We start from the raw sequence: 12,697 nt of genomic DNA, 5'->3' as shown, positions 1-12,697 counted from the left end.
ATGGCGCACCCCTCCTCTAGAGGCTTAGCCCCTATCGCCGAGCTGGTGGACGATATCCGCCAGGGCAAAATGGTGATTCTCATGGACGATGAGGATCGCGAAAATGAAGGTGATATCATCATGGCCGCCGAAAAAGTGCAGGCCGAGCATATCAACTTTATGGCCCGTTTCGCCCGCGGCTTGATCTGCATGCCGATGACTCGCGCCCGCTGTGAGCAGCTTAATCTGCCGCTAATGGTGCGTGATAACGGTTCCGGTTTTGGCACCAAGTTTACTCTCTCCATTGAGGCAACCGAAGGCGTCACGACGGGTATTTCAGCTGCAGATCGTGCGCGTACCGTGCAAGCCGCGGTGGCACCCAATGCAAAGCCCTCTGATATCGTTCAGCCAGGCCATATCTTTCCGCTGATGGCCGAGCCGGGCGGCGTGCTGCGCCGTGCCGGGCATACGGAAGCTTCGTGTGATTTGGCGGCACTGGCGGGCTGTGACCCTAGCGGTGTAATCTGCGAGATTATGAATGATGATGGCAGCATGGCGCGCCGCCCCGAGCTTGAAGCCTTCGCCCAGGAGCACGGTATTAAGATCGGTACCATCGCGGATCTGATTCACTACCGTATCGTTAACGAACAGACCATCGATCATCTGGAAGCGTCAACGGTCATGACCTCCCATGGCGAGCTTGAGCTGCACGTGTTCCGTGATCGTATCCAGGGCGCTCACCATTTGGCGTTGGTGAACGGTCAGCCCACGCAGGAACAGGCCACCACGGTGCGCGTGCATCTGACTGATACGCTGCGCGATGTAATGGGCTTGATGAAAGACGAACAGTGCCGCTGGGATGCCCATCGTGCGCTGGAAGAGATTGCCGGAGCCGCGCCAGGTGTGTTTGTGTTGATTGACGACGGCCGCCCGCACCAGGATTTGAAAGACCAGCTGGATATCTTTTTGGATCGCGTGCGCCAGCCGCGTACCAGCGACTCCGACGGTGCCGGTAACTACTTGACCATCGGCACCGGTTCTCAGATTCTGCGCTATTTAGGCGTGGGTAAAATGCGATTACTTAGTTCACCGTGGAAGTTTTCGGCGCTGTCCGGCTTTGACCTCGAAGTCGTAGAGCGTCTGGGCCCTAATGACACGGCGTATGAACCAACTTCTCAGCAGAACTAATTCAGCAGGAATAAATTGATGCACTCCCTCACTCAAGTTGAAGGTACGTTTGTTGATGTCGATGGCCGCTATGTCATCGTGGTCGGCCGTTTTAACCATCACGTGGTCGATAGCCTGGTGGAAGGCGCCGTCGACAGCTTGACCCGTCACGGTGTCGACGCCGAGCATATCCACATTGTTCACGTGCCGGGCGCCTGGGAACTCCCGCTGGCGGTGAAGCGCGTGTTGAAGGTAATGAAACCCGACGCAGTGATTGCCCTGGGCGCGGTCATTCGCGGTGGCACACCGCATTTTGAATACGTGGCGGGCGGCTGTAATACGGCGATTAATCACTTACAGCTTGAGTTTGATACCCCGGTGGCTAATGGTGTGTTAACCGTTGAAACCATTGAGCAAGCGATTGAGCGTGCAGGCACCAAGGCCGGTAACAAAGGCACCGAAGCTGCCATGGCCGCGATGGAAATGGTCTCTCTGCTCCGTGCGCTACCGTCAGGAGATACCCAATGAGCGAGCGTAAACCCTCTGCCGCTCAGCAGGGCCGCCACGCGGCGCGGGAATTAACGGTGCAGGGGCTTTATCAATGGCACATGACGGGTAAATCCATTACTACCATTGAAGCCGAGTTTCGTAGCCAGGTCGCCGACGATGACCTGGAAGATCACGAAAATTGGGTCAAGGTGATGGAGATCGCCGACAAGGCACTGTTTCACGAGTTACTCCATAATACCGTGCGGTTTAAAGCGGAACTGGATCGTGAAATCTCTCCCCTGCTAGACCGCCGCTTAGAAGATCTCGATGCGGTAGAGTTGGCCATCCTACGGTTGGGCGCTTACGAGCTTTCCCGCCGCATGGAAGTACCTTATCGTGTCGTCATTAACGAAGGCGTTGAGCTGGCTAAGTCATTTGGCGCCACCGATGGCCATAAATACGTGAACGGCATTCTCGACAAGCTGGCTATTCGCTTGCGCAGTGCCGAGGTCAGCGCTCGTCGTCTCTGAACGCGAGCGGTATGACAATGCGTTTAAGGGGCCTTTGTGCTTGCCGAATTTGATTTGATTCGACGCTACTTTATGTCGTCGCAGGAGGCGTCGGCTGCGTCAAATGGCGTCACACTGGGATGTGGAGACGACGCCACGCTGCTGTTGCCGCAAGCAGGCCAACAGTTGGTCGTGAGCGTTGATACCTCGGTGGTGGATGTACACTTTCCCCGCGAAGCATCAGCATTTGCGGTGGGTCACCGTGCCTTGGCCGTTGCGCTGAGCGATCTGGCCGCCATGGGGGCGACTTCGCGTTGGTGTTTGATGGCGTTAACCCTTGATCAGCGCCAGTTTACCAATGATGAAGCCACCCATGCTTGGCTTACAGACTATGCGCGAGGCTTTCATACGCTTTGTCAGCAGCACGCCACCACGCTGGTGGGGGGCGATGTCACTTCCGGTGCGCTTTCCATAGGCGTTACTGTGATGGGGGAACTCCCGGTGGGCGAAGCCTTGACCCGTAGCGGTGCCCAGGCGGGAGATCTGATCGCTGTCACCGGTGCACTAGGTGGTGGGGCAGGCGGGCTGGCGCTTTGGCAGCAGGGCGAGCGCGATCTGGCGCATCCATTGTTAAGTCGCTACCTATTGCCACAACCGCGCTTAGCGGCGGGCCTGGCGTTGCGCGACTTAGCCACCGCTGCACTGGATATCTCCGATGGGCTACTGGCCGACTTGGCGCATATTCGCGACGCTTCGCAGGTCGGAGCCGTCATCGCGCTAGACGCCTTACCACTGGCGGCCGAACTGGAAAGCTCCCTAGGTCGGGAAGCTGCACTAAAGGCGGCACTTTCCGGCGGGGATGATTACGAACTGCTTGTTACCCTCGGCGCTGACGACGTCGCAGAGGCGCAACAACGTTTAGCGCCATTGGGTCTCTCGCTGACCGTCATCGGCCACTGCAGTGAAGCGTTAGGCGTTACTGCCTCTGGCCAGAGTGAACTGAGTCGTTATGTCAGCGGCTATGCCGGCTGGCAGCATTTTAGTGGGGAAGCGCCATGAATCATGCACCGAAAAGTGTCTGGCGTCGCCCAACACATTTTTTTGCCTTCGGCTTAGGTAGCGGTACTGTGCCTTGGGCGCCGGGCACCTTTGGCACGCTAGCGGCCATTCCGTTCTACTGGATGATGGCGGAACTGCCCCTGGGGTGGTACCTGAGTATTTGTTTTGTTGCCTTTATTGTCGGCGTTTGGCTATGTGATAAAACGTCCCACGATTTAGGGGTACACGATCACTCGGGTATCGTGTGGGACGAGTTTGTGGGTTACTGGCTAACCATGGCGGCGGTGCCTTTTTCGTGGGAGGCTGCGCTATGGGGATTTGTGGTATTTCGCATCTTCGATGTCTTTAAGCCCTGGCCGATTCGCTGGGCTGACCGCCGCGTGGCGGGCGGCTTTGGTATTATGATCGATGACGTGATGGCAGGGGCCTACGCCTGGAGTACTATGCACCTGTGGTTCTGGCTACACTAAACTTGGTAAGTGGTAAGTGGTAAGTGGTAAGTGGTAAGTGGTAAGTAGAGATCAGGAGCGGTTGATAACTTTTTTCGAGTGCATTGGCTGCAAGGCGTTGGCTTCAAGGAGGTAGCATGCGCAAGGAACGTCTGATTGTCCCCACGCTGGCGATTATAGCCGTAGTGTGGATGGCAGCGCAGCTACTCTCCAGTGTGCTGTTTGAGCGCAGTCTACGCCAAGCGCTCGAAGATCTGGAGGCGCGGGGCGAGTGGCGCGTCAATCGTACTGAGAGTCATCAAGGGTGGTTAAGCTCCCAAGGCAGGGTGATACTGTCACCGCTTTTGGGTCGACCCTGGCGCCTTGAGCTCACGTATAGCGCGCGGCACGGTATTTTAAGCACGGATGTCGAAGGCACCGTACTACCACGTCTCGATACCGTTCTGCAGCAAGCCGTGGGTGAGGTCACCGCCCCCTCTGTGCCGCGTTGGCAGGGGCGCTATCACACCCTTAGCGGTCATAGCGAATTGCGCCTTGCCCTTGCCCCCTTTGTGATTCAACAAAATGGCCGCGATTTAGCCGTCCGCGGTGGTCGGCTGCGCTTGGAAGGCGTGTTTGGCGATTGGCGACTACGCGCGTTATTTGATCAACTTACCCTGACCGACGGTATGGCCCAGCTTGCGATAGGCCCCACGGTGCTCGAAAGCCGCTATACTTATATTGATGATGCTTACCACTTTGCTCAACGCGATCACCTGCATATTGAAACGCTGACGCTCAGCTACCCCTCCTACGATATCCAGTTTTCACCTCTCGATCTAAACAGCCATATGGTGCTGGATGAGAGCGAACTCCGTATCAAAGGCGAGCTTGAAGTGGGCGATGTGATGGTGCCTTCTCAAGCGCCGGACATGCCGTTGCTCAATGGCCGCATAGAGATGGAACTTTCGCGTTTGAATGCCGATGCGGTTCGCCAAGTGATTCGTCGTTTGCGTCAGGAAGCCGCCTGGGGAGACGCTAGTCTACCTATGGCCGAAGGGTTGCTGGCCCGTTTAGAGCCGGATCTGCGCAAAGTGCTTAGCGACTCGCCGCGTTTAGATGTCACGACCGTTGCTATCGATAGCCCGCTGTTGGGTATTCGCCTGGATGCGGATGGCGCGCTGTTTTTTGATGCCCGCCAATTGGATGAGCTGAGTGTGGTTAACCTCGACAAAAAGAAAGAGCAGGCGAAATGGCTGGAGCGCATTGATGGCGACTTTACCTGGCACGATGCGCCTACCGTCGCCGCATTATGGTTAGGTCTGCCCCTGGGTACTCGGGAGCTGCAGTTTGATGTGGTGCGTGGCGTTTGGCGTATCAATGGGCGCCCGATGCCCGAGCTTTGGCCTCAATAATTTTAAAAGAAAAGTTTACCTAAGGTCGCAGGGAGCGCCGCTAAACTGACTGTTCTACTCGCGAAGGGTTGAAGTTTTGGCCCACTGCCCGCATTCCATGGACAACACTAGGCGGTTCTCACCGCCGGTATCGGTTCATTGGAGGACGCATGAGCGACCAGGATTACGAACACGACGCTGAACATCTTGATTGGCAACTTGATGATGAGCAGTCATCCACTACTGATGACACCCCCGGTAGTGAAGAGAGTAGTGAAGACAGTGGTGCAAACCACTCTAACGAACAGACTGAAAAAAGCTCTCAAGAGCCCGATAGTAAGCAGGGAGGAAGTGAGTACCGCTCAGACGGCGAGCGGGTAAACTCTCTGGTGCCCGCTAGTGAAATGCTGCCCGAACGCATTTACCTCCTGCCTATTCATAACCGGCCGTTCTTCCCCGCCCAGGTACAGCCGCTGGTGATTAATCGTGAGCGCTGGGAAGAGACCATGCGCCGTGTGGGTAACACGCCGCACCACACACTGGGTGTTGCCTTTGTGGGCGAGCAGGGTGTCACCTCCCTGGATCACGAAGGTTTCCCGGAGATCGGTACTGCGGTCAAAGTGCACAAACTTAAGGGTGAAGACGATCAGATTCAGTTTATCGCTCAAGGGCTTCAGCGCTTTAAAATTACCCGCTGGCTCTCCAAAGAGCCGCCTTACCTCGTCGAGGTGACCTACCCTAAAGAGCCGGTTGATGCGGAGAACGAAGAGACCCGCGCCTACGCCATGGCAATCATCAACGGCATTAAAGAGCTGCTGCCGATTAACCCGCTGTACGGTGAAGAACTCAAGCACTACCTCAACCGCTTTAGTCCTCATCAGCCGGGGCCGTTGACTGATTTTGCCGCCGCTATTACCTCCGCCAAGGGCCCCGAACTTCAGGATGTGCTGGCAACACTTTCGGTAGAAGAGCGGATGCAGAAAGTGCTGCCGCTGCTGCGGAAAGAGATCGATGTTGCGTTGCTACAGGGAGAGATCAGCGAGCAGGTAAACGCGCAAATGCAGGATCGCCAGCGCGAGTTCTTCCTGCGCGAGCAGCTCAAGGTCATCCAGCGTGAATTAGGTATTTCCAAAGGTGATCGAGAAAACGATGTAGATACCTTTAGAGCGCGTTTGGAGTCACTGGTAGTGCCCGAGCGTGTTCAATCGCGTATTGACGATGAGCTTAATAAGCTCAGCGTGTTGGAAACCGGTTCGCCGGAGTATGGCACCACGCGTAACTACCTGGATTGGTTAACCTCGCTGCCCTGGGGAGTGACCAGCCAGGATCAGTTGGATCTACCCCATGCCCGCCAGGTGCTGGATCGCGACCACGACGGTTTGAAAGACGTTAAAGAGCGTATTATCGAATTTCTGGCCGAGGGTACTTTCAAAGGCGACGTAGGCGGCTCGATTGTATTGTTGGTAGGCCCTCCTGGGGTAGGCAAAACCTCCATCGGACGTTCGATCGCCGAAGCCTTAGGGCGCCAGTTTTACCGTTTCTCAGTCGGTGGTATGCGCGATGAAGCGGAAATTAAAGGCCATCGGCGTACCTATGTGGGCGCTATGCCCGGCAAACTGGTGCAAGCCTTTAAAGAGGTCGAGGTCGAAAACCCCGTTATCATGCTGGATGAAATCGATAAGCTCGGGCAGTCCTTTCAGGGCGATCCAGCATCGGCGCTGCTGGAAGTACTTGATCCCGAACAGAACGTCGATTTCCTTGATCACTATCTTGATGTGCGCATGGACCTCTCCAAGGTGCTGTTTATCTGCACTGCCAACACGCTTGATTCGATTCCAGGGCCGCTGCTTGACCGTATGGAGCAGATCCGCCTCTCCGGTTATATCGCTGAAGAGAAGCTGGCGATTGCCAAGCACCACCTGTGGCCGAAGCTGCTCAAGCGCGACAACCTGACGAAAAAGAGGATCAGCCTCTCCGATGCGGCTTTAAAGCAGGTCATTGAAGGCTACGCCCGGGAAGCCGGAGTGCGCCAGCTGGAGAAGCAACTGCACCGCATTGTGCGTAAATCGGCCGTTAAACTGCTCGAAGAGGAGTCTGAAACGGTCAAGATATCAGTTAAAAACCTGGAGGAGTTCTTAGGTGCGCCGATTTTCCGTAAGGAGAAAGTGCTTACCGGCGAAGGGGTAGTGACCGGCCTGGCGTGGACTTCCATGGGGGGGGCAACATTGCCCATCGAAGCAGGCAAAGTACACTCACTGGATCGTGGTTTTAAACTGACCGGTAAGTTAGGCGAAGTGATGCAGGAGTCCGCCAATATCGCTTACAGCTATACCCTGGGCCACCTGCAGGAGTATGGTGCCGATACCGACTTCTTTGACTCGGCGTTTGTACACTTGCACGTACCCGAGGGCGCCACGCCGAAAGATGGCCCTTCGGCGGGTGTCACCATGACCACGGCGCTGCTCTCGCTGGCCAAGCACCATGCGATCGATAGGCCTTTGGCGATGACCGGCGAACTAACGTTAACCGGCCAAGTGCTCCCCGTTGGCGGTATTCGTGAGAAAGTCATTGCCGCGCGACGCAGCGATATTTTTGAATTGATTTTGCCCGACGCCAACAAGCGCGATTACGAAGAGTTGCCGGACTACCTGAAAGAGGGCATGACGGTGCACTTTGCCAAGCGCTACCGTGATGTGGCAGATGTCGTGTTTGGCCGAAAATAGAGCGTTGATTTTATTTGCAGCAATGGCTATTTAACCTTTTAAAGCGTCTTACGAGAGTAAGGCGCTTTTTTTACATTTGTTCACTGGTTTGCCGAGATGATCTATAGCGATAATGACCTCTGCTTTTATAAAAATTAAGAATATCTAATTCTTGGAGAACTAATGCGCAATAACCAGCCCGTGACGCAGCGTGAGTATGTTCTGAGTGAGGAAGCGGTGCTTATTTCCCGCTCGGATTTAAAGGGCAATGTGACCTACGCCAACCCTACTTTTGTTGAGGTCAGTGGCTATAGCCGTGAAGAACTCATTGGCTCTCCCCATAACCTCCTTCGTCACCCTGATATGCCTGAAGCTGCTTACAAGGATTTCTGGAAAACCATCCAAGCGGGGACAACCTGGCAAGGTGTGGTTAAAAATCGGCGTAAAAATGGCGATCACTACTGGGTGAATGCCACCGTGGCGCCGCTGCGGGACGGTGAGCGCATCGTCGGCTACACTTCCGTGCGCCGCAAAGCGTCAGAAAAAGCCATTAACCAGGCAGAAAAAATCTATGCCGAGATTCGCGAAAAAGGTAAATCCCGCCACTACGCACTAGCCCATGGCACGCTGCGGCGTAAAGGCTTGACCGGAATGCTGTCGCGCTTTCAGTTCACTAGCCTGAAAGCCAAGCTCACCAGTATGGTGGTGGCGTCGCTGCTGCTACTCTGTCTTTCGGGTGGGTTGGGAGTCTCTGCGCTGTTACTCTCCGGCGAGCGGCTGGAAACCATTAATCGCTCAGGGTTGAGCGATGTCGCCTCGCTGCAGAATATCGAACGCTATATTGGTCAAACGGTTGGCACGCTGGAACCTGCGGTACGAAGCCCTCGTCGGGCTGACCTGGAGGCCGTCAACGCAGACATTGGCCAGTATACCGATGCCATGCAGACGCTGTGGGCGGGCTACTATGCGGATGCGACGGTCACTGATGAGACCGCCCAGGCTTTTGATAGTGCTCTGAATACCTGGATTGATGCGGTGCAAACCGCCCTTGTGGCGATTGAAGAGGGTAATGGGTTCGCGGCCTTTGAGGCCTTGAATGACGTGGTGGTGCCGACCACAGAGTCGCTGCGCGAGATGAACAGCACCTTGGTTGAGCAGGTGCGTGCCGATGCCGAATTGCTGGTGACCGAGGCACAAAGCGGGCGTCAGCAAATGCTGATAGCGCAGCTGGTGCTACTGGCGGTAGGCTTTTTAGTCATGATCGGCTTGAGTGTAATGATTCTGAAATCCGTGTTTCGCAGCTTGTCGGGCGCGCGGTATATCACTTTCCAAATTGCCGCGGGTAACTTGGCCGCCCGTGAACGTCGTCAAACTAACGACGAGTTGGGCGAGCTGCTCTACTCCCTGGACACCATGCGTTTTAGCCTCTCCAGCATCGTGGGCGATGTAGAGAATCGTGTCTCAGTGGTTACTCCGGCGATTCAGCAGATAGCCGCTGAAAATGAGGAACTCTCTTCGCGCACTGAGCAGCAGGCGTCGTCGCTTCAGCAGACCGCTTCGAGTATGGAGGAGATGACCTCGACGGTTCAGCAGAACACCGATAATGCCCGCCAGGCGACTGATCTGGCAGTGCAGAACGCTGCCAGCACCAAGGAAACCGGTCAGCAAATGCAAAAGCTGGTGGAGCGCATGCAGCGTATCGCCCAGAGTGCTGAAAAGATGACCGAGATGATCAGCGTGATCGACGGCATTGCCTTTCAAACTAATATTTTGGCACTCAACGCCTCGGTTGAGGCTGCGCGTGCTGGTGAACATGGACGCGGCTTTGCGGTAGTCGCCAGCGAAGTGCGCAATCTAGCTGGTCGCAGCGCAGATGCCGCCCAGGAAATTCGCAAGATGATTGATAGCACTACTCAGGAAGTCAGCGGTGGTCGTAGTGCGGTAGAGCAGGCGGAGCGGGCGATTGAGGAAGTCTCTCAGCAGGTGAGTCGAGTCAGTGAGCTGATGGAGTCGATCAGCATTGCGTCCAGCGAGCAGAGCAGTGGGATCGGTCAAATTAACTCGGCGATTGCCGAAATGGATCTTGTGACCCAGCAGAACGCTTCAAAAGTTCAGTCGATTGCGGCATCAGCGGACAATCTCTCCCTCGAAGCCTTTGAACTCGCTAACGTGGTCGATGCATTCCGTTTGGAAGGCGCTCAAGACGAGAACATCAAAGAGGCGCGGGCGAAGTTACAGCGCGCCAACCAGGCACTCAGTAAAGCAACTCAGCAATTGACAGCCCCTTCAGAGCGGCGTGCTAAGACACCCGCAACACAGCCTCGCGCTGACCAGTGGGAAGCGTTTTAGCCCGGTAGACGACACTGTTAGGTGCTTGATTTCCCTTTATTCGGTTTTATGACATGCCACCCTTCGCGGTGGCATATTTCATGCATTACCTCTAATTGAAAAGGCTTAGCGTTAGGAGCCTGTCTGGCTTGGCCGATCGTCGCGAGAAGCATAGATTCGCAGTAGATCAGTGTTAAGTCGGACAGGCTCCTAGGGAACCGCTAATCCTAAAGATGGCACAAGCCTTCAATAAAAAAGTAGGGGGTCTCAATGCATAATGCCGCACAAGCAGCATCCACTATTTATGAATTAGCCGATGACGAAGTGTTGATCTCACGCTCGGATCTGCAGGGCAGAATCACCTACGCCAACCAAACCTTCGTGGAGGTGAGTGGTTACACGCTGGACGAGATCATGGGGGAACCCCATAGTCTGTTCCGCCACCACAGCATGCCCAAGGCGGTTTTTCAGAACCTGTGGGAAACCATTGAAGCCGGTAAAACCTGGCAGGGGCTGATCAAGAATCGCCGCCAAACGGGAGAAGCGTATTGGATGCATACCACCATCGCGCCGCTGCTCGATGGTAACCGCGTGGTGGGCTATACCTCTATCCGGCGTAAAGCGGCGGATAGAGCCATTGCCCGGGCAGAGCGGGTATACGCTGCAATGCAACAGGGCAAAACACGTGGTTTCAAGCTGCATTATGGTGCAATACGCCACACCGGTCTGCGTGGATGGGTAAAGCGTTTTAGTTTCAGCAGTATGCAGGCCAAACTAATGGGCATGGTGCTGGCTTCGGTGGTTTTACTAGTCATCGCAGGGGCGGCGGGGGTGTATGGCTTAACCAGTTCCGCTGAACGCTTACGCACTCTCAATCAAACGGGCCTTGAAGGCATTACCGACCTTCAGCAGATAGGCCAGCGGGTTAGCCAAGCCATTCAGGCGTTAGAACCGGCGGTGCGCAACCCGAGGCGGGCGGATCTTGATGCTCTTGAAAGCCAGTTAACCACCATGAGTGCCGACATTGAGCAGTCGTGGCAAGGCTATACTGCAGAGCGCGAAACCGGCGGTGTGCAAGAGGGCCTAGCGGCACATCTCACCACTTTTATTGAAAGTGCCGATACCACCCTGACGGCTATCCGCGATGGTAACGGCTTTGCTGCTTTTGAAGCCTTTAATGACAACGTGCAGCCCACCTCTGAAAGTATTAGTGCCACTATCAATGTATTGGTTGAACAGGAACGCATGGCTGCGCATACGCTGATGGACAATGCCGAACAGCAGCAACAGGTATTATTGTACGGTCAGTTGGGCGTGCTGCTGCTGGGTATTGTGTTAATGGTGGGGCTGAGCATGGCGGTACTCAAATCGCTGATTAAATCACTCAACGAGGCCCGCCGGGTAACGTTCCAAATTGCCGCGGGTAACCTCGCCAACCGAGTGACTTTAAAGCGTAATGACGAGTTAGGCGAGTTGCTGAGTTCGCTGGAAACCATGCGCGCTAGCTTATCGGGGCTGATTACCGAGGTGGGCAACAAAGTCGATGTGGTGACACCTGCGTCCGAACATATCAAACAGCAGAATGAAGACCTGGCATCGCGCACTGAGCAGCAGGCCTCCTCGCTTCAGCAAACTGCCTCTAGCATGGATCAGATGACGGCGACCGTGCAGCAAAACAGCGAAAACGCCCGCCAGGCCAATCAACTGGCCATGCAAAATGCCACCACCAGCCGCGAAACCGGCGAGCGCATGCAGGCGCTAGTCGAACGCATGGAGTGTATCGCTGCCAGCGCCGATAAGATGACCGACATTATTAGCGTCATCGACGGCATCGCTTTTCAAACCAATATTCTGGCGCTGAATGCCTCAGTAGAAGCTGCTCGCGCTGGCGAGCAGGGGCGTGGTTTTGCAGTTGTGGCAAATGAGGTGCGTAGCTTGGCCGGGCGTAGCGCTGATGCGGCTGGCGATATTCGTCGTTTAATCGACTCTTCCTCCCAGGAGATTAGCGGCGGTGCCCAGGCGGTGAAGGAGGCCGAAGCCGCTATCGATCAGGTAGTGACTCAGGTAATGAGAGTCAGCGATATCATGGAAGAGATCAGCACCGCCTCCGATGAGCAGAGCAACGGTATCGCGCAAATCAATACCGCCGTCGCGGAGATGGATCATGTCACCCAGCAGAATGCCTCCAAGGTACAGTCGATTTCCAGCGCTGCTCAAGACCTCACCCGCGAAGCGCTGAGCCTGGCCAACGTTATCGCCGCCTTTCGCTTAGAGGGCGCTGCCGAAGAGAGCAGTGAGACTGCTCGCGAGCGCTTGCTTAAACAAGCAGGGCTTGGCTCCACGCCCCCATTAGCGTCATCTCCCACATTAGCCTCGCCCCAAAACTCCCCGACTCAGCGTACTGTCCAAGCCCAGCCAGCCGAAGAGGCGTGGGCGACCTTCTGATGAATCGGCGCCATGGAGGGCGCTTTACTTCCTATCGGGTCTCGTGATTTAGCCTCTACATCCAGCCTCCACATCTAGTCTCTGCGCATTGCTCATGCCACAATCAAAAGCCACTGATATTTTTCAGAATTAGTCTAGTCCGCAGTCTTGCTTGCTGTGGGCTAATAAAAAATAGAGCCTAGCTATTTATTAGAGAG

At 55.4% G+C, this 12,697-nt stretch carries 9 protein-coding genes; all 9 read left to right on the top strand.

Translation table 11 applies throughout. From position 1 onward, the window contains the following. Complete coding sequence (ribBA, locus tag HZS52_RS20880; protein ID WP_190373574.1) at positions 1-1,167, top strand: bifunctional 3,4-dihydroxy-2-butanone-4-phosphate synthase/GTP cyclohydrolase II; 1,167 nt, start codon at positions 1-3, stop codon at positions 1,165-1,167. Positions 1,168-1,185: 18 nt separating this feature from the next. Beyond that, on the top strand, positions 1,186-1,674 hold the full coding sequence (gene ribH / locus HZS52_RS20875; protein ID WP_007114490.1) for a 6,7-dimethyl-8-ribityllumazine synthase: 489 nt from the start codon (positions 1,186-1,188) through the stop codon (positions 1,672-1,674). Next, entirely contained in the window at positions 1,671-2,165 is a 495-nt protein-coding gene (gene nusB, locus HZS52_RS20870; RefSeq protein ID WP_007114491.1) for a transcription antitermination factor NusB, read from the top strand. Before ribH ends, nusB begins: the two co-directional genes overlap by 4 nt. A 36-nt stretch (positions 2,166-2,201) precedes the next feature. Beyond that, positions 2,202-3,203 (top strand): thiamine-phosphate kinase, encoded by a 1,002-nt coding sequence (gene thiL, locus HZS52_RS20865; protein WP_190373573.1) that lies wholly within the window; start codon positions 2,202-2,204, stop codon positions 3,201-3,203. Then, positions 3,200-3,673: a phosphatidylglycerophosphatase A family protein gene (locus HZS52_RS20860; protein WP_190373572.1), complete on the top strand. Its 474-nt coding sequence runs from the start codon at positions 3,200-3,202 to the stop codon at positions 3,671-3,673. The genes thiL and HZS52_RS20860 overlap by 4 nt, the downstream gene beginning before the upstream one ends. A gap of 116 nt (positions 3,674-3,789) precedes the next feature. Then, positions 3,790-5,046, top strand: a complete 1,257-nt coding sequence (locus HZS52_RS20855) for a DUF945 family protein (RefSeq protein ID WP_022519722.1) — start codon at positions 3,790-3,792, stop codon at positions 5,044-5,046. Positions 5,047-5,195: 149 nt separating this feature from the next. After that, positions 5,196-7,748 (top strand): endopeptidase La, encoded by a 2,553-nt coding sequence (gene lon / locus HZS52_RS20850; protein ID WP_027958812.1) that lies wholly within the window; start codon positions 5,196-5,198, stop codon positions 7,746-7,748. A 162-nt stretch (positions 7,749-7,910) separates the two neighbouring features. After that, a complete protein-coding gene (locus HZS52_RS20845) occupies positions 7,911-10,076 on the top strand; it encodes a methyl-accepting chemotaxis protein (RefSeq protein WP_190373571.1) in 2,166 nt (721 codons plus the stop codon). Between the two features lie 249 nt (positions 10,077-10,325). Then, positions 10,326-12,500, top strand: coding sequence for a methyl-accepting chemotaxis protein (locus HZS52_RS20840; protein WP_190373570.1), 2,175 nt, complete (start codon positions 10,326-10,328; stop codon positions 12,498-12,500). Positions 12,501-12,697 lie beyond the last annotated feature (197 nt).

Source organism: Vreelandella titanicae, assembly GCF_014697095.1.
GTDB lineage: Bacteria > Pseudomonadota > Gammaproteobacteria > Pseudomonadales > Halomonadaceae > Vreelandella > Vreelandella titanicae.
The sequence above is the reverse complement of the archived record's forward strand: the minus strand, read 5'-3'. Positions and strand labels throughout refer to the sequence as shown.